The following is a 17,268-nucleotide window of genomic DNA, read 5'->3' as shown; positions in this document are numbered from 1 at the left end:
ATGTAGCTCTGGTTACAAACTTATACCAGGGTGATCCCGAATGAAACTCCTCCATCTCGACTCCAGCGTGCTCGGCCCCCACTCCGTTTCCCGGCAGGTCTCCGCCGCCATCGTCGACCGTCTGCGGAAGGCGACGCCATCGCTCGACCTCGTGTATCGCGACCTGACGCAGAGCCCGCTCGCCCATCTCTCCGGCTCGCATCTGGCGGCCGCGCAAGGCGCGCCTGCGCCGGCGGAACTCGGCCCCGACCTCGCCGCCAGCAAGGCCGCGCTGGACGAGTTTCTTGCGGCGGACATCGTCGTGATCGGCGCGCCCATGTACAATTTCACCATTCCGAGCCAGCTCAAGGCCTGGATCGACCGCGTCCTGGTGGCGGGGAAGACGTTCAGCTACGGCGCCAATGGCCCACAGGGCCTTGCCGGCGGCAAGCGCGTGATCTTCGCGATCTCGCGCGGGGGCTATTACGGCGCGGGCACGCCCGCCGCATCGCTGGAGCACCTCGAAAGCTATCTGCGCGGCGTGTTCGGTTTCATGGGCATCCATGATCCCGAATTCATCACCGCCGACGGCATCCAGGTCGGGCCGGAGCATCGCGAGAAGTCGCTCGCAAGCGCGCTTGAGGCGGCAACCAGCCTGCGCGCGGCCTGAGGCAACGCCCACATCATCAGCCGCCGCAACATTGCCTGCGGCGGCTGATCGACCGGTGCGCGATCGGCGAAGCTAAAACCAGGAGCCCTGAATGCCGAGGATGACGGCGACGAGGGAAACGAACAGGCCGATGCCTGAGAAAAGAGCGACCCCGATGAACTCGGAGGTGTCGGAACGCTTGGCGGGAATGGTGGAGTTTTCGGTGTAAATACGCGGTGCTGAAATCGGGGAAGTAATACGAGCTGCCTTTGGCATATCGGGCTCCCTTGAAAATGAGTCTTCGTGACCCCCTGCCCGTAAAAGTGTCTTGGCAGCGCAAGCGAAGGTTCAACGCCTCACGCAAGGTTCAGAAAATACAGCTCGCGAGACGTGGGAACCGGCCGGCGCAACCACTCGCCGCTGCGCCGACCGATTCAATTTGCACCAAGATTGATCAGCCGCGATAGATCGGCGCGCCGCTCGGCGAGGCAACCGCGCCGCCGTCGACGAAGATTTCCTCGCCCTGCACATGGGCGGAATCGTCGGAGGCGAGGAACAGCACGGTCTTCGCGACGTGATCTGTTTCACCAATGCGCCCCAGCGGCGTCGTCAGCGCGATCCGCTTCTCGAACGCCTTCTCGGCTTCCGGTGTTGCGGTCGCAGGTCCCCAGATCGGTGTGCGGATCGCACCCGGCGCGACCACGTTGACACGAATGCCGCGCGGCGACAGTTCAGATGCCATGATCCGCGCCATCGCCCGCACGCCGGCCTTGGCGGCGCCATACGCCGAATAGCCGGGAATGCCGAGCACGGAGATCACCGACCCGCTGAGGATGATCGAAGCGTTGTCGTTGAGATAAGGCAGCGCGGACTGCACGGTGAAGAACACGCCGGTCAGATTGGTGCTGATGACCTTCTCGAAGACCTCCAGCGTGGCCGACCCCAGCGGCGTACCGCCGGCGATGCCGGCATTGGCGAACACGACGTCGAACTTGCCGAACTTTCCGGCGCCCTTCTTGATCGCAGCTTCGGTCGCGGCAATGTCGGTGGCGTCGGCGGTCAGCGCGAGCGCGTTCGGCCCGAGCTCGTTCGCGGCCGCCTCGAGCGTCTCCTTGTTGCGCCCGGTGATCACCACTTTGGCGCCCTCGGCCACGAACAGCTTTGCCGTTGCCAGTCCAATGCCGCTATTGCCGCCGGTGATCAGGGCCGTCTTGTTCTTCAGTCTCACGTTCGCCTCCAGTGGTTGCATCATAAAACTATGATTGCCATCTAGGCTATCTGGTTTTAATATGCAACCACACGAGCGCGTGAACGGCGACTGGACCGTGCGATCGCGAAAGGACCCGACCATGGTGAAACGAACGAGCTTCGAGGGCGACGCCTGCCCGATTGCACGCTCGCTGGAAGCGATCGGCGACCGGTGGTCCCTGCTGATCATCCGCGAGGCGCTGTTCGGCCTGCGCCGCTTCGGCGAGTTTCAGAGCAAGCTCGGCATGGCCAAGAACATTCTCTCGGCGCGACTGCGTTCGCTGGTCGATCACGGTATTCTGGCGACCGCCCCCGCCTCCGACGGCAGCCCTTACGAGGAATATGTGCTGACGCCGAAGGGCCGCGGCGCCTTCCCGGTGTTGGTAGCGCTGCGCCAATGGAGCGAGGAATTCGACGATCGCCCGTCGGAGATCGCGACCATCCTGGTCGATCGCGAGAAAGGCCGCCCGGTGAAGAAGCTCGAACTGCGCGCAGAGGACGGGCGACTGCTTGCGCAAGCCGATACCACGCTGAAGCCGCGGCCGGCGCCGCGACGGCGGTCGGCGGGATAGAGGCGCGCTGTCTCTCCAACGTCGTCCTGGCGAAAGCCAGGACCCATTACCCCAAGGAGGGTTTGGCGAAGACGTGTCACCCGGAATTCCCACCGCGCTCAGGTCAATAGACCTCGCGGTATGGGTCCTGGCCTTCGCCAGGACGACTCCGGAGGGAGAGCGAGTGTGGCGCGGCGGGACTTGTACAAGACATCGCCAGCGTGAAGGATGGCGAGGTCCACCAAAGTGGCACCACCATGCCCCTGCTCGCCATTGTCTATTTTTCCATCTCCGGCACCACCGAGAAGCTGGCGCATGCGGTTGCGCGCGGAGCGGATGGCAGGGCGCGGGTCACGCTCTGTCGCATCACCGGCGGCGACATCGTGTCAGGCCGCTTCCAGAATGAGAGCTTACTGGAGACGATCGACCGCGCCGACGCAGTTGCATTTGGCAGCCCGACCTATATGGGCGGACCAGCCGCTCAATTCAAAGCGTTTGCCGATGCTTCAAGTGATCGATGGAGCCGGCAACAATGGGCCAACAAGTTCGCAGCCGGATTCACGACGGGCGCATGCGCTGGCGGCGATCAACTCCACACACTGACCTACTTTTCCATTCTGGCCGCGCAGCACGGCATGCTCTGGTGCGGACTGGATATTCCGGGTGGGGAGGATCCGAGTGGCCGCAATCGTTTGGGCAGCCAGCTTGGCCTTGCGACACATCTGGTCGACAGCGCCTTGCCTCAGACCGACCTCAGCACGGCCGAATATCTGGGTCAGCGATTGGCCAAAATGGCAAGCCGCAACGGCTAACCTCACCCGTCATTGCGAGCGTAGCGACTTGCCCGCCGAAGCTTTAGCGAAGGCGGAAGCAATCCAGAGTCTTTCCGCGGTAGAATTCTGGATTGCTTCGCTGCGCTCGCAATGACGACTTTGGTGCAGCGAGCTCCAATCTCTCACCGTCACCCTGAGGTGGACGCTTCTTCAGCGGCCCTCGAAGGGCGACAGCCCGGGGCCGCTCATCCTTCGAGGTTCCCGGCGCGACGCTTGGCATCGCGCCACTCGCACCTCAGGATGACGGAACCGATAGGGCCCCCTCACGACAGCATTCGCCTTCGCCTGCACCAGCAGTTCGCGGATCTTGTGCAGCATCAGAATGGCTTGCTGGTCGGCACTCTTGATCGGCACGAAGTGCATATTCGGTCGCGACATCGCTTCGCAGATCGCCGCTGCGTCGATCGCGTCATTCTTGCCCCGCTTGACTTAGGGCCTGATGTACGCCGGCGGTATCGGAACCACCCCGTACCCCTATGCGACCAGCTGGCAAGCACAATAATGCACCGGACCGCATCCGAGTCGACGACTCGACTGATCAGGGCGGCCACGAAGTCTAGCTTTTCCGCTTCCGGTCGCATCTCGTAAAAGGATATCCTCGCCGCCATTGCGTCCTTCGAGCGCAGCGCAATCCGTATGTCGCGCTCGGCTCCCTGCATTTTGGATTCGATTGACATGGCGACGTTCACCCATAAGTGCCCGCACTGCCTCACCGAGCACATTGCGCTGCGCGCGCGTCTTGGAATGGCCACACCACCCCACAGCGGCAAATTCAGCGCGCATCTCGATTGCCCAAAATGCAACAAGCCGTCCTGTGTCATTCTGAAGCCAAACGGCCACAACAAACTCGAACCATCCCATTGGGACAGCCATCAGGTGGACCTGACCAATCATGGCTGGCAAGTCGAGCAATTTTGGCCGCCTGTGCCAGGCCCAAACATTCCCGAAGCTCTGCCGACGGACATAGAGCGCATCTATCTGCAGGCCGAGCGCAATTTCCCGATCCAGGGAAACGAGGAACCCGCCGGCACGATGTACCGGAAGGCACTCGACGTCGGCTTGAAGAAGATCGACTCAGAGACCAAGGGAGTTCTCGCCGTGCGCATCAAGAAGCTCGCGGCCGCAGGCAAGCTCACGGCCGATATCGCCGAATGGGCGGATCACGTCCGCGATCTCGGCAACGAAGCTGCACATGAGGACGAGCCGCCCACCCGCAAGGAGTTGACCGACCTGCGCAACATCACCGAGATGGTGATGCGCTACCTGTTCTCGCTTCCAGCCCTGGTCCTGGCTCGCCGGCCCAAGCCGGACGAGCCCGCGAAATAGGTTGCGCCCGCTCGCGCGGACGTGGCTCGTCGAGCAGGACAATGGGCACTCCGTAAGACGGTTGCGTGGCGCACGCGATGTAGAGACCAGCCTGCGTTCAGCGGGGTCGCTCATCCTTCGGGGCTCCCGGCGCGATGCTTCGCATCGCGCCACTCGCGCCTCAGGATGACGGGTCCAACTCCCCCCTCACGACAGCTTGCGCTTGCTCCGCAGCCGCAGATGCTCGTCGGCCTCCAGCTTGGTCATTCCCAGGAGATAATGCAGCACGTCGAGCTTGTGCCGCTCGGCCAGCTTGCGCAGCGCCCCGACCTGCTCGGCGATGAAGGCGACCGCCTCCTCGACGCCGCCCTCCCCCGGTTCCTCGTGACGCGAGCCTCCCGCCGCGCGCGATGCGGCGCCGGCCCGTTTCTTTCCTGGCTTAGTCACCAGCCCCCACCCGAATCCATGCCCCGTAGAAACATTACGCCGACATCGGCCGCAACTCAAAGGTGGTATTTTGCAACTTTCTCGATATGAAACTTTCCCCATCTGGGTGGCTTTCAACACCCCTCGATTTGACAGCGAGGGCCTCACCACCCATGTTCGGGACGAAAGGGCCGACCCGAATCTCATCGAATTCGGCCCCAATTTTCCCCATAAGTTACTGGAACTACATGAATATCGTCATTGTGGAGTCGCCGGCGAAAGCCAAGACGATCAACAAGTATTTGGGCTCGTCCTACGAGGTTCTGGCCTCGTTCGGCCATGTCCGGGACTTGCCGGCGAAGAACGGCTCCGTCGATCCCGACGCCAATTTCAAGATGATCTGGGAGATCGATCCCAAGGCGGCCGGCCGGCTCAACGACATTGCCAAGTCCCTCAAGAACGCCGATCGCCTGATTCTCGCCACCGACCCTGATCGCGAGGGCGAGGCCATCTCCTGGCACGTGCTGGAGGTCCTGAAAGAGAAGCGCGCGCTCAAGGACCACAAGATCGAGCGCGTGGTGTTCAACGCCATCACCAAGCAGGCGGTCACGGACGCCATGAAGCATCCGCGCCAGATCGACGGTGCGCTGGTCGACGCCTATATGGCGCGCCGCGCGCTGGACTATCTGGTCGGCTTCACCCTCTCCCCCGTTCTGTGGCGCAAGCTGCCGGGCGCCCGCTCGGCGGGCCGCGTGCAGTCGGTGGCGCTGCGGCTGGTCTGCGACCGCGAGCTCGAGATCGAAAAGTTCGTTGCGCGCGAATACTGGTCGCTGATCGCGACCCTGCTGACGCCGCGCGGCGACGCCTTCGAGGCACGTCTCGTCGGCGCCGACGGCAAGAAGATCCAGCGGCTCGACATCGGCACCGGCGCGGAAGCCGAAGACTTCAAGAAGGCGCTGGAAGCCGCCAGCTACGCCGTGACCTCTGTCGATGCCAAGCCGGCGCGGCGCAATCCGCAGGCGCCCTTCACCACCTCGACGCTGCAGCAGGAAGCCAGCCGCAAATACGGGTTTGCGCCGGCGCATACCATGCGCATCGCGCAGCGGCTCTATGAAGGCATCGACATCGGCGGCGAGACCACCGGACTCATTACTTATATGCGTACCGACGGCGTGCAGATCGATCCGTCCGCGATCACCCAGGCACGCAAGGTGATCGGTGAGGATTACGGCAACGCCTATGTGCCGGACACGCCGCGCCAGTACCAGGCCAAGGCCAAGAACGCCCAGGAAGCCCACGAAGCGATCCGGCCGACCGACATGTCCCGCCGTCCCGACAGCATGAGCCGCAAGCTCGAGTCCGACCAGGCGAGGCTGTATGAACTGATCTGGAAGCGCACCATCGCGAGCCAGATGGAATCGGCCGAGCTGGAACGCACCACGGTCGACATCACGGCGAAGGTTGGCGGCCGTACGCTGGACCTGCGCGCCACCGGCCAGGTCGTCAAGTTCGACGGCTTCCTCGCACTCTATCAGGAAGGCCGCGACGACGAGGAGGACGAGGACTCCCGCCGCCTGCCCGCGATGAGCCCCAACGACGCGCTGAAGCGGCAGTCGCTCGCCGTCACCCAGCACTTCACCGAGCCGCCGCCGCGCTTCTCCGAGGCCTCGCTGGTCAAGCGCATGGAAGAGCTCGGCATCGGCCGGCCCTCCACCTATGCCTCGATCCTCCAGGTGCTCAAGGACCGCGGCTACGTCAAGCTCGAGAAGAAGCGCCTGCACGGCGAGGACAAGGGCCGCGTCGTGGTCGCGTTCCTCGAAAGCTTCTTTGCCCGCTACGTCGAATACGACTTCACCGCCAATCTGGAAGAGCAGCTCGACCGCGTCTCCAACAACGAGATTTCCTGGCAGCAGGTGCTGAAGGATTTCTGGACCGGCTTCATCGGCGCGGTCGACGAGATCAAGGATCTGCGCGTAGCCCAGGTGCTCGACGTGCTCGACGAGATGCTGGGCCAGCACATCTATCCGGCGCGCACCGATGGCGGCGACATCAGGCAATGCCCGAGCTGCGGCAACGGACGGCTCAATCTCAAGGCCGGCAAGTTCGGCGCCTTCGTCGGCTGCTCGAACTATCCGGAATGCCGTTACACCCGTCAGCTCGCCGCCGATGGCGAGGCCAGCGCCGATCGTTCGCTCGGCCAGGACCCTGATACGGGTCGCGATGTCTGGGTCAAGGCCGGCCGTTTCGGGCCCTACATTCAGCTCGGCGAGCAGAAGGATTATGCGGAGGGCGAGAAGCCGAAGCGCGCGGGCATTCCGAAGGGGACTTCCCCTGGAGATGTCGAGCTCGACCTTGCGCTCAAGCTGCTGTCGCTGCCACGCGAGATCGGCAAGCACCCGGAAACCGGCGAACCGATCACCGCGGGCCTCGGCCGCTTCGGGCCGTTCGTGAAGCACGAGAAGACCTATGCCAGCCTCGAGGCCGGCGACGAAGTGTTCGACATCGGCATCAACCGGGCGGTGACGCTGATCGCGGAGAAGATCGCCAAGGGCCCGAGCCGCCGCTTCGGCGCCGATCCCGGCAAGGCGATCGGCGATCATCCCACCCTCGGCACCGTCACGGTGAAGGGCGGCCGCTACGGCGCCTATGTCACGGCGGGCGGCGTCAATGCCACGATCCCGAGCGACATCGAGAAAGATGCCATCACGCTGCCGCAGGCGATCGCGCTGATCGACGAGCGCGCGGCCAAGGGCGGCGGCAAGAAGCCGAAGAAGGCGGCCAAGCCCGCCAAGGCCAAGAAGGCTGCGGCGAAGGCCGCCGACGGCGATGACGCCGCGCCAACCAAAAAGCCGGCCGCGAAGAAGGCGGCCAAACCCAAATCCGAATCCACCAGCAAGGCGCGCGCCGCCGTGTCGTCGACGGCCAAAACGTCGCCGACCAAGGCAGCTGGCGCCAAAGCTCCGGCCAAGAAAAGTGCCGGCACCAAATAGAGGTTAAGTGAAACGCAAGAATGACCGTGGCTTTCCCGACAGGGCAGCCATCGTCGCCTTCATCAAGGCAAATCCCGGAAAGGTCGGAACCCGCGAAATTGCGCGCGAGTTCGGCCTGAAGAACGCCGACCGCATCGAGCTCAAGCGCATGCTGCGCGAGCTCGCCGACGACGGGCTCGTCAAGAAAAAGCGCCATACGATTTCAGAGCCGGACAGCCTGCCGCCGACGCTGGTCGCCGACATCACCGGCCGAGACGCCGACGGCGAGCTGGTCGCCTCCCCCACTGAATGGGACGAAGTCGAAAGCGGCGAACCGCCAAAGATCCTCATCACGATGCCGCGCCGGCCCAAGCCCGGCACCGCGGCCGGCGTCGGCGATCGCGCGCTGCTGCGGGTCGAGCGCTCGGATGAGACCGATGGCCCGGCCTATCGCGGCCACATCATCAAGGTCTTCGACAAGACCAAGAGCCGCATCCTCGGCGTCTTCCGCAGCCTGCCCGAAGGCGGCGGGCGAATCATCCCCGTCGACAAGAAGTCCGCCGACCGCGAACTGAACATCGCCGCGACCGAGATGCACGGTGCGCAGGACGGCGATCTCGTCAGCGTCGACATCATCCGCTCGCGCGGCTTTGGGCTGGCGTCGGGCCGCGTCAAGGAGAAGCTCGGCTCGGTTAAGTCGGAGAAGGCGATCAGCCTGATCGCGATCTACGCGCACGACATCCCGCTGCAATTCCGCCCCGCGGCGGAGCGCGAGGCCGAAGCGGCGGAGCCGGCCAATCTGAAGGGGCGCGAGGACTGGCGCGACGTCCCGCTGGTCACCATCGATCCGCCGGATGCCAAGGATCACGACGACGCGGTGCACGCGCAGCCGGATCCCGATCCCAACAACAGAGGCGGCTTCATCGTCGATGTCGCCATCGCCGACGTGAGCTTCTACGTACGGCCGGGCACCGCGCTCGACCGCGACGCGCTCGACCGCGGCAACTCGGTCTATTTCCCCGACCGCGTCGTGCCGATGCTGCCCGAGCGCATCTCCAACAATCTGTGCTCGCTGGTGCCGGGCGAGCCGCGCGGCGCGCTCGCGGTGCGGATGATCATCGCCCCCGACGGGCGCAAGCGCTCGCACAGCTTCCATCGTATCCTGATGCGCTCCGCAGCCAAGCTGAGCTACGCCCAGGCGCAGGCCGCGATCGACGGCCGGCCGGACGACACCACCGGCCCCCTGCTCGATCCGATCCTGCGGCCGCTTTATGCCGCCTATGCCTGCGTCAAGCGCGCGCGAGACGAGCGCGATCCGCTCAATCTCGATCTGCCCGAGCGCAAGATCCTGTTGAAGAGCGACGGCACGGTCGACCGCGTCGTCGTGCCCGACAGGCTCGACGCGCACAAATTGATCGAGGAGTTCATGATCCTCGCCAATGTCGCGGCAGCCGAAATGCTGGAGAAGAAGTCGCTGCCGCTGATCTACCGCGTGCATGACGAGCCGACCCTGGAAAAGGTCCACGCGCTCGCGGAATTCCTGGAGACGCTGGACGTTCCCTTCGCGAAATCAGGCGCGTTGCGCCCCGCTCTGTTCAACCGCGTGCTGGCGCAGCTCGAAGGCCACGACCACTTTCCGCTGGTCAGCGAGGTCGTGCTGCGCGCCCAGGCACAGGCCGAATACTCCTCGGAGAATTACGGTCATTTCGGCCTGAATTTGCGCCGCTATGCGCATTTCACCTCGCCGATCCGCCGCTATGCCGACCTCGTCGTGCACCGTGCGCTGGTTCGCGCGCTCGGTCTCGGCGAAGGCGCACTGCCCGACACCGAGACGCCGGAAACTCTCGGCGAGGTCGCAGCCCACATCTCGGTGACCGAGCGGCGGGCGATGAAGGCGGAGCGCGAGACCGTCGACCGCCTGATCGCCCATCACCTCGCCGACCGCATCGGTTCGAGCTTCCAGGGCCGCGTCTCCGGCGTCACGCGCGCCGGCCTGTTCGTCAAGCTCGCCGAGACCGGCGCCGACGGCCTGATCCCGATCCGATCCCTCGGCACGGAATATTTCAACTATGACGAGGGCCGCCACGCCCTCGTCGGCACCCGCAGCGGCACCATGCATCAGCTCGGTGACGTCGTCGACGTCCGCCTGATCGAAGCAGCTCCCATCGCAGGCGCCCTGCGCTTCGAGCTGCTGTCATCGACGGGTGAGACCGCGCCGCGGCACCGCAGGTCCTCCGGTCCGCAACGCCGCCCCTCGTTCAAGGCGCATCCGGGGCGCAGTCCCGACAAGAAGCGCAAGCCGGACAAGCCGAAGAAGCCCGGCAAGGGGAAAAAAGCCAAAGGACAAAGCAAGGGCAAGGGTCAGAAGGGTAAGGCATGGTGAGCACAGCCCCGAAGATCTGGACCCGCGAGACCGGCCTCGTCGAGAAGCGCGACGTCTTTGCTGCGATAAGGCGCGGCTTTCGCGGCCGCTGCCCGCGCTGCGGTGAGGGAAAGCTGTTCCGCGCCTTCCTGAAGACGGCGGATAATTGCGCGGTCTGCGGCCTCGATTTCACGCCGCATCGGGCCGACGATCTGCCCGCCTATCTCGTCATCGTCATCGTTGGTCACATCGTGGTGCCCAGCATCCTCTGGATCGAGACCAATTACACCACACCGGTCTGGATCAGCTTCGCGGCCTATCTGCCCTTCACCTTTGTCGCCTCGCTCGCACTGCTGCAGCCGGTGAAGGGAGCCGTGGTCGGATTGCAATGGGCTCTGCGCATGCATGGGTTTGACGAGAACCCGACGGATGGTATTCCGCCGGTGTAAGCAAAATAAGCAAAAGTGGTTTGGGTGAGGACATGACGGATATTGCGCAGGCAGAAAAGGCGAAGATCCACGAGGGCAAGGAAGCCGACCATTATCCCTATTTCCGCCCGAAGGATGCCGCGACACTGATCCTGGTCGACCGCAGCGGAGCCATTCCAAAAGTCCTTGTCGGCAAGCGCCACGACAAGGTGGTGTTCATGCCCGGAAAATTCGTCTTCCCCGGCGGCCGCGTCGACAAGGACGATTTTCGCGTGCCGTGCGCGGCGCCTGTAACCGCCGAGCTGGAAGCCAATCTCGCCAAGGGCAGTCCGAAGACTCCGGCCTCGCGCGCGAAGTCGCTGGCGATTGCCGCGATCCGCGAGGCCTGCGAGGAGACCGGCCTCTGCCTCGGGCGCAAGGCCGAAGGCAAAGCGAAACTGGAAGGCCCCTGGAAGCCGTTCGCGGATGCGGGCCTGCTGCCCGATCCCTCCAGCCTGTTCCTGATCGCGCGCGCGATCACCCCGCCCGGCCGCGTCAAGCGGTTCGACACGCGCTTCTTCACGGCGGACGCCTCCGCGATCGCCCATCGCGTCGACGGCGTGATCCATGCCGATGCCGAGCTTGTCGAATTGGTCTGGGTCGAGCTCGGCTCGAAGCCGCTCGCCGATCTGCATCCCATGACGCGCAACGTGCTCAACGAGCTCGACGCGCGCCTTGCCGCCGGCCCGCTCCGCCATGACGCGCCGGTGCCGTTCTTCCATTTCTATGGCGGCAAGATGCAGAAGGATATTTTGAGCTGACTGGCCGCGCGGGCCCACGTCTCTCCTCCGTCATTCCGGGACGCGCGAAGCGCGAACCCGGAATCCATTCATCACCGTCCTTGCTGCTCGATGGATTCCGGGTTCGCCGCTACGCGGCGCCCCGGAATGACGCGAATGTGCTGAGCGCGCATCGAAAAACAAAATAATCTTCCCGCCTCCCCCGATGGCGGAGTTCCTGGGCATGCCTATGTCTTCCGGAACGACACCAAGAACGGACACCGGGCGATGGCACAACGGCAACTCAAGCTTGGCGCGTTCATGCGCCCGATCAGCATCCACACCGGCGCCTGGCGCTATCCCGGGGCCTGGCCGGACGCCAATTTCAACTTCGGCCACATCAAGACGCTGATCCAGAAGCTCGAGGCCGGCAAGTTCGACGCCTTCTTCATGGCCGATCACCTCGCCGTCTTGAACATGCCGGTCAATGCGCTGAAGCGCAGCCACACGGTCACCTCGTTCGAACCATTCACGCTGTTGTCGGCGCTCTCGGCCGTCACCGAACGGATCGGCCTGATTGCGACGGGCTCGACCACGTTCGACGAGCCCTATCACGTCGCACGGCGCTTCGCCTCGCTCGACCATCTCAGCGGCGGCCGTGCGGGCTGGAACATCGTCACCACCTCGAACCCGGACGCGGCGCTGAATTTCGGCCTCGACGACCACATGGAGCACGCCGAGCGCTACAAGCGTGCCCGCGAGTTCTACGACGTCGTCACCGGCCTGTGGGATTCCTTTGCCGATGACGCCTTCGTGCGCGATGTCGAAAGCGGCGTGTTCGTCGATCCCGCCAAGATGCATGTGCTCGACCATCACGGCAAATATCTGAAAGTGCGCGGTCCCCTCAACATCGCCCGCCCCGTCCAGGGCTGGCCGGTAATCGTGCAGGCCGGCGCCTCCGACGACGGCAGGCAGCTCGCCGCCGAGACCGCGGAAGCCGTCTTCACCGGCGGCGGCAGTCTTGCCGACAGCCAGAAACTCTATGCCGACATCAAGGGCCGCATGGAGAAGGTCGGCCGCGATCCCGAACACCTCAAGATCCTGCCCGGCGCCTTCGTCGTGGTCGGCGACAGCGTCGACGAGGCCAAGGAGAAGCGCGCGCTGCTCGACAGCCGCGTGCATTACGACAGCGCCATCGCCTCGCTCTCGGTCATCCTCGGCACCGATGCCTCCGGCTTCGATCCCGATGGACCGCTTCCCGAAATCCCCGAGACCAATGCCAGCAAGAGCGGCCGCCAGCGCATGGTCGATCTCGCCGCCCGCGACAAGCTCACCGTGCGCCAGCTCGCCCAACGCGTCGGCGGCTATGGCGGGCTATCCTTCGTCGGCACCGCCAAAACCATCGCCGACCAGATGGAGGAATGGCTGGTCGGACGCGGCTCCGACGGCTTCAACATCATGTTCCCGTTCCTGCCCGCCGGCCTCGACGATTTCGTCGACAAGGTCGTGCCGGAGCTGCAGCGGCGCGGGATTTTCCGCAAAGAGTATGAAGGGCCCACTTTGAGGGAGAATCTGGGCCTGCCGCGGCCTAAAAACCGGTTCTTCGAGGCCTGATTGGCCCGATTTGAGTGCTTTTCGAGCCCTAAAATCTTGACATCAAGCCGTTTCTGGCTAGGTTGCCGGCCAACGCGGGCCATTTGGCCGGCTCCAGATTCCCTTCATTCCTGAGGTTCTGAACATGGCCAAAGCGGTCACCATCAAGGTCAAGCTCGTGTCCTCGGCCGACACCGGCTTCTACTACGTCGCCAAGAAGAATTCGCGCACCATGACCGACAAGCTGGTCAAGAAGAAGTACGATCCCGTCGCGCGCAAGCACGTCGAATTCCGCGAAGCCAAGATCAAGTAAGATCATCAAGCAAGATCGCGGAACGCTGAAGACTTTTGCGGGGCCCTTTCGGGCCCCGTTTCATTTTGTACCCTCCTCTCTCGTGTCCCGGACGCGCTGCAGCGTGCAACGCTGCTGCGCAGAGACGGGACCCAGAATGCAACACGGCACGCCGCGGAGACATGGGCCCCGGCTCTGCAGCGCACCGCTGAAGAAGCGCTGCGCTGCGTCCGGGCACGAGAGCTGAACTCGGCGCGGTGAGTCATCAGCAGATATTTTAACAACCCCCGGTTGCCCGCCCCCCAATGCATGTTACCGTGCACTTACCGGAACGGCATTTCCGTCCGGATTTGGAAGGAGATGGTCATGAGATTGTCATCAAGCCTTGTCGTGCCTTCAGCCGTCGCCGTCTTGTCAACTGCCTTGCTGTGCGCGCCGGCAGCGTCGCAAATCCCAACCGGCTCCGCCGCCACACTCCCTCCCGTCACGGTCGACGCGGCGAAACAGGTGGCAAGGCCGCACGTGTCGGAGCGGGGAGCAAACACAATTGCGCCGCGTCGGACTGCGTCAACAGCTCCAACGTCAACCGCGCGAACGCCTTCGTACGCGCCAGGTTCTGTGATGGGGAGGATTGCCAGCCTGGAGAAAGTCGCCAGCAGCTGCAACGGAGGCTGTGCATCAAGCTTCCCAAGCGGCAAGGATCCCTGGGTGGGATGCAGCCTGTCGGGCGGCAACATCGACTACGGACCTTTCTCGCCAACCTGCCGAGACACCATCACCCACAAATCCTACCTGGATTGCGTCGAAACCAGGACGTTCCTGGGCGACAACCGAAACAAGGCACACTGGTTGTGCAGCAGCCTGGCCGCCGGCAACAGGTTTAAGGTCGCCGATCTCAAGCGATCAGGACGCACGCGTTAGTCCATACCGCCTGGGTAGCGAACACTGCTACTTCCCCAATGAGCCGCCAGTGCCGCCAAGCGCCGGCGGCTTTTCCTTTCGCCTCGCGCCCGTAACGCTGCGCTCATCACATCAAAATTGATCCCCCTCAACTTTGCTTGCCGGTTTTTCCCATAGCCTCGGTCGGGTTCCAGGCAACGCGGGGGGCCACGAATGCTCGTAAGGAAGCAACAAATTCCGCCTCAACGGCCAAGCTCGAGCGAATTGAATGCGCTCGCCGGTCACGCCGTGTTTTGCAGTGAATTCAAGTATCGGCGTGGCACCGAGATCTTCGGAGAGGCGGAGCCGATCCAATATCTTTACCAGGTCAAGAGCGGAGCGGTTCGAAGCTATAAATTATTGGCTGACGGTCGCAGGCAGATCATGGCCTTTCATCTGCCGGGTGACATCTTCGGCGTCGAGAACGGTGCAGTTCATAGATTTACCGCCGAGGCGATTGTCGAAACGATTGTCCGTCTGACCGATCGCCAGAACGTCGTCGAGCAAGAGTGCGGCGGCGCGACCGCGACGAACAATGTGCTCAGACTCGTCACGGGCAGCCTTCAACATGCCGAAACTCACATGCTGTTGCTCGGGAGGAAAACGGCAATCGAGAAAGTCGCCGCTTTCTTGATCGAAATGGACGTCCGCTTGACTGCGGCCGGAGTCATGAGCCTTCCCATGAACCGTCGCGATATCGCCGACTATCTGGGCCTGACGCTGGAGACGGTCTCGCGTGCCCTGTCGCAACTCAGGGACCGTGACATTCTCAGCTTCATCGGGCAGTCGCAGCGACAAATCGTATTGCGAGATCGAGCAAGACTGACCGATTTCGATCAATGAGCGGAATTGATGCATTGGCCCGGAGCAAAGCAAGTGTGACCCACCTCGCAGAGCGCCGTGACCAGTTTCAATATCTCCAGCGGGATCGTTGCATGACCTTGGTCCATTCCCGTGAAGAGCCATTTGCCGTTGCTGGATCCGTTGCGCTTCGCCGCTGCCCTTGGCGTCGCCATGTTTCACCAGATGTTCTGGTCCTGGGCCTGGGTGTCGATTGGCGTCCCGGGTTTCGAGCGCAGCGTCGCAGCGGATGTCCTCTACCCGTCCGCCGCGCCCTTCACATGGTTCGGCTGGGTCGGCGTTGAAATCTTCTTTGTCATTTCCGGTTTCGTCATCGCGAATTCCGCGAGCACATCGTCGCCGGGCGAGTTTCTTCTTGGTCGCGCCCTCAGGATCTATCCGGCGGTCTGGGTTTGCGCCACCGCGACCTTCCTCGTTCTGCTTCTCTTCGGGAGCGGACCGGCCTCCGAATTCATTCTGCCCTACATCCACGCCATGCTGATGGTTCCCAAGGGAGTCACAGGTCAGTGGCTTGACGAGGTCTATTGGACGCTGGCAGCCGAGACGGCATTTTATGGCCTCGTGTTCTGCGCGATGCTCACGAAGAAGATCACCCTGCGGCACCTGGCCTGGGGTCTCACCATCTACAGCGCAATATTCAATGCCGTCGCGCTGCTCGTGCTGTCATGCACGACGCCGTCCGACTTGCCCTATCTCGTCATTTTGATGTTTCGCGTGCCGTGCGCGGCATTCCTGCTGACGCATGGATGCTTCTTTGCGCTGGGGATCTGGCTGTTCATTTCCGCGAACAGAGAATTGACTGCGCTCGAACAGGTCGCAATTGCCGTCGCGTGTCTTTCGGGCGCCGCGGAGATCTACTTTTTTGCCTCGTTCTTCTTGACGTCCATCCCCGCCATCTCGGATCAATCGGCTCTCGTGCCGATTATGGTTTGGGCAGCCGCGGTGCTTCTCATTGCAATCGCCGCGAACCGGCACAGGCGCTCTGCGGGCATCGCGTCCCCCAAGGCACCGGCCTATTTGAGAACGCTCGGACTGATCACCTATCCGCTCTATCTCACGCACAACGTCATTGGCACGGCGCTCATCCGTGCCCTGGTCGATGCAGGCCTCGATGCCACCTCGGCCGTCTGGATCGCGCTGGGCATGCTTGTTCTGGTCTGCTGGTTCATTTGCGCGAAGATCGAACCGATCGTCAGAGGCGCGCTGATGCAGACTCTTTCGCATTGCGGAAAGCTTCCGGAAAGGCAGCCGGCGTCGAGGCGCCCGGCATTGGCCCGGGGGCTGCGACTGCGCCCCGCACGTTCCCTGTCGTCTCCCGGACGCGCTGCAGCGTGAAACGCCGCTGCGCAGAGCGGGGACCCGGAAAGCAACACAACACGCTGCAGAGACGTGGGCCCCGGACGCAGCGCACCGCTGAAGAAGCGCTGCGCTGCGTCCGGGGCGCGAGGGGTGGGCTCGGCGGCCCCTGAAGCTGTCGCGTCCGCTATGCGCTCAGAAGACGATGTTGAAGCCGTATCGCTCTAGGTCAACGATGGGCCACAAGCCGACTGTCGAAGCTGTCGACACGCGAATTTACGTCAGGTTAAGACTTCCGTCTGTTTCTACTAAAGCGTGCTATCTCGATCCGTTTAGACACGCGAAGGATCTGATCCGGTAGAGAGTCGCAATGATTGCTACAATTCTACTCTGTAATGCCGCAGGCTTTGTTGTCGCTGTTTTGTGTTTTGCGTACTTCTCCCCGCGTCGTATCGCGTGGGGCTGGGGATTGGCTGCCTTGGCTAACATCCCGGGTCTAATGTTCCTTGCCTATCTACTTGAAAAGCACGGCGACTTGTACGTCTTCATTGCTTTGGCACTAAGTGTATTTGTCGGTCTCGGCGGTTTCGGAATTGGTGCAATCGTCGGGATGATCATCGCGTCAAACCGACCGCACAATGAGCGAGAGACCGTAGATGGGCACGATCCCGAAGTAGAGCCGCGTTCAGAGCCTGTTCGCAGATCACTGCGACTAAAAGCAAGAGCGGCCAGCTGGCGTGCGAGCCGCGAGCGGTAATGTTGGTCGCCCGCTTTGGGTC

16 protein-coding genes are annotated in these 17,268 nt (G+C 63.2%); 13 read left to right on the top strand and 3 right to left on the bottom strand.

Annotated features, from left to right (window positions below):
• Positions 1–40: 40 nt before the first annotated feature.
• Positions 41–649 carry an FMN-dependent NADH-azoreductase gene (locus ABIB90_RS29980; protein ID WP_354158362.1) on the top strand — a complete coding sequence of 203 codons (609 nt, stop codon included), beginning with the start codon at positions 41–43 and terminating at the stop codon, positions 647–649.
• Between the two features lie 72 nt (positions 650–721).
• Here the strand turns inward: ABIB90_RS29980 and ABIB90_RS29975 are convergent, their stop codons facing one another.
• On the bottom strand, positions 722–904 hold the full coding sequence (locus tag ABIB90_RS29975) for a hypothetical protein (RefSeq protein WP_007603307.1): 183 nt from the start codon (positions 902–904) through the stop codon (positions 722–724).
• 178 nt (positions 905–1,082) lie between these two features.
• On the bottom strand, positions 1,083–1,856 hold the full coding sequence (locus tag ABIB90_RS29970) for an SDR family oxidoreductase (RefSeq protein ID WP_219684745.1): 774 nt from the start codon (positions 1,854–1,856) through the stop codon (positions 1,083–1,085).
• 121 nt (positions 1,857–1,977) lie between these two features.
• On the opposite strand from ABIB90_RS29970, the gene ABIB90_RS29965 reads away from it, so the two are divergent.
• From ABIB90_RS29965 to ABIB90_RS29950, 3 genes are all read left to right on the top strand, one after another.
• The gene (locus tag ABIB90_RS29965; RefSeq protein ID WP_354158365.1) at positions 1,978–2,448 is read left to right on the top strand and encodes a winged helix-turn-helix transcriptional regulator; all 471 of its coding nucleotides are present in this window, start codon (positions 1,978–1,980) and stop codon (positions 2,446–2,448) included.
• 200 nt (positions 2,449–2,648) lie between these two features.
• Entirely contained in the window at positions 2,649–3,239 is a 591-nt protein-coding gene (locus ABIB90_RS29960; protein ID WP_502916940.1) for a flavodoxin family protein, read from the top strand.
• Between the two features lie 696 nt (positions 3,240–3,935).
• Positions 3,936–4,586 carry a DUF4145 domain-containing protein gene (locus tag ABIB90_RS29950; RefSeq protein WP_354158367.1) on the top strand — a complete coding sequence of 217 codons (651 nt, stop codon included), beginning with the start codon at positions 3,936–3,938 and terminating at the stop codon, positions 4,584–4,586.
• Positions 4,587–4,772: 186 nt separating this feature from the next.
• Here the strand turns inward: ABIB90_RS29950 and ABIB90_RS29945 are convergent, their stop codons facing one another.
• Entirely contained in the window at positions 4,773–5,012 is a 240-nt protein-coding gene (locus ABIB90_RS29945; protein ID WP_007603303.1) for a hypothetical protein, read from the bottom strand.
• Between the two features lie 227 nt (positions 5,013–5,239).
• Here ABIB90_RS29945 and topA point away from each other — a divergent pair, with 227 nt between their 5' ends.
• From topA to ABIB90_RS29900, 9 genes are all read left to right on the top strand, one after another.
• Positions 5,240–7,981 carry a type I DNA topoisomerase gene (topA, locus tag ABIB90_RS29940; protein WP_354158368.1) on the top strand — a complete coding sequence of 914 codons (2,742 nt, stop codon included), beginning with the start codon at positions 5,240–5,242 and terminating at the stop codon, positions 7,979–7,981.
• Positions 7,982–7,988: 7 nt separating this feature from the next.
• A complete protein-coding gene (gene rnr, locus ABIB90_RS29935; RefSeq protein ID WP_354201890.1) occupies positions 7,989–10,343 on the top strand; it encodes a ribonuclease R in 2,355 nt (784 codons plus the stop codon).
• Positions 10,337–10,771: a DUF983 domain-containing protein gene (locus ABIB90_RS29930; RefSeq protein ID WP_007603299.1), complete on the top strand. Its 435-nt coding sequence runs from the start codon at positions 10,337–10,339 to the stop codon at positions 10,769–10,771. Before rnr ends, ABIB90_RS29930 begins: the two co-directional genes overlap by 7 nt.
• Before the next feature lie 32 nt (positions 10,772–10,803).
• On the top strand, positions 10,804–11,550 hold the full coding sequence (locus ABIB90_RS29925; protein ID WP_354158372.1) for an NUDIX hydrolase: 747 nt from the start codon (positions 10,804–10,806) through the stop codon (positions 11,548–11,550).
• Between the two features lie 246 nt (positions 11,551–11,796).
• Positions 11,797–13,122 carry an LLM class flavin-dependent oxidoreductase gene (locus ABIB90_RS29920; protein WP_354158374.1) on the top strand — a complete coding sequence of 442 codons (1,326 nt, stop codon included), beginning with the start codon at positions 11,797–11,799 and terminating at the stop codon, positions 13,120–13,122.
• 124 nt (positions 13,123–13,246) lie between these two features.
• Positions 13,247–13,414 (top strand): 50S ribosomal protein L33, encoded by a 168-nt coding sequence (rpmG, locus tag ABIB90_RS29915; RefSeq protein WP_007603295.1) that lies wholly within the window; start codon positions 13,247–13,249, stop codon positions 13,412–13,414.
• A 1,092-nt stretch (positions 13,415–14,506) separates the two neighbouring features.
• Entirely contained in the window at positions 14,507–15,175 is a 669-nt protein-coding gene (locus ABIB90_RS29910) for a helix-turn-helix domain-containing protein (RefSeq protein ID WP_354158377.1), read from the top strand.
• 123 nt (positions 15,176–15,298) lie between these two features.
• Positions 15,299–16,528 carry an acyltransferase family protein gene (locus ABIB90_RS29905; protein WP_354201889.1) on the top strand — a complete coding sequence of 410 codons (1,230 nt, stop codon included), beginning with the start codon at positions 15,299–15,301 and terminating at the stop codon, positions 16,526–16,528.
• A gap of 331 nt (positions 16,529–16,859) precedes the next feature.
• Entirely contained in the window at positions 16,860–17,246 is a 387-nt protein-coding gene (locus ABIB90_RS29900; protein WP_354158381.1) for a hypothetical protein, read from the top strand.
• The last annotated feature ends 22 nt before the right edge of the window (positions 17,247–17,268 follow it).

Source organism: Bradyrhizobium sp. JR4.1 (assembly GCF_040548605.1).
In the GTDB taxonomy this organism is placed as follows: domain Bacteria; phylum Pseudomonadota; class Alphaproteobacteria; order Rhizobiales; family Xanthobacteraceae; genus Bradyrhizobium; species Bradyrhizobium canariense.
The sequence above is the reverse complement of the archived record's forward strand: the minus strand, read 5'-3'. Positions and strand labels throughout refer to the sequence as shown.

What these genes read in the sequence shown, in the direction of transcription:
- ABIB90_RS29925 (WP_354158372.1), top strand. Translation starts at nt 10,804, where the DNA reads ATGACGGATATTGCGCAGGCAGAAAAGGCGAAGATCCACGAGGGCAAG.
- ABIB90_RS29900 (WP_354158381.1), top strand. Translation starts at nt 16,860, where the DNA reads ATGATTGCTACAATTCTACTCTGTAATGCCGCAGGCTTTGTTGTCGCT.
- ABIB90_RS29950 (WP_354158367.1), top strand. Translation starts at nt 3,936, where the DNA reads ATGGCGACGTTCACCCATAAGTGCCCGCACTGCCTCACCGAGCACATT.
- ABIB90_RS29965 (WP_354158365.1), top strand. Translation starts at nt 1,978, where the DNA reads ATGGTGAAACGAACGAGCTTCGAGGGCGACGCCTGCCCGATTGCACGC.
- ABIB90_RS29975 (WP_007603307.1), bottom strand. Translation starts at nt 904, where the DNA reads ATGCCAAAGGCAGCTCGTATTACTTCCCCGATTTCAGCACCGCGTATT.
- ABIB90_RS29920 (WP_354158374.1), top strand. Translation starts at nt 11,797, where the DNA reads ATGGCACAACGGCAACTCAAGCTTGGCGCGTTCATGCGCCCGATCAGC.
- ABIB90_RS29980 (WP_354158362.1), top strand. Translation starts at nt 41, where the DNA reads ATGAAACTCCTCCATCTCGACTCCAGCGTGCTCGGCCCCCACTCCGTT.
- ABIB90_RS29930 (WP_007603299.1), top strand. Translation starts at nt 10,337, where the DNA reads ATGGTGAGCACAGCCCCGAAGATCTGGACCCGCGAGACCGGCCTCGTC.
- topA (WP_354158368.1), top strand. Translation starts at nt 5,240, where the DNA reads ATGAATATCGTCATTGTGGAGTCGCCGGCGAAAGCCAAGACGATCAAC.
- ABIB90_RS29910 (WP_354158377.1), top strand. Translation starts at nt 14,507, where the DNA reads ATGCTCGTAAGGAAGCAACAAATTCCGCCTCAACGGCCAAGCTCGAGC.
- rpmG (WP_007603295.1), top strand. Translation starts at nt 13,247, where the DNA reads ATGGCCAAAGCGGTCACCATCAAGGTCAAGCTCGTGTCCTCGGCCGAC.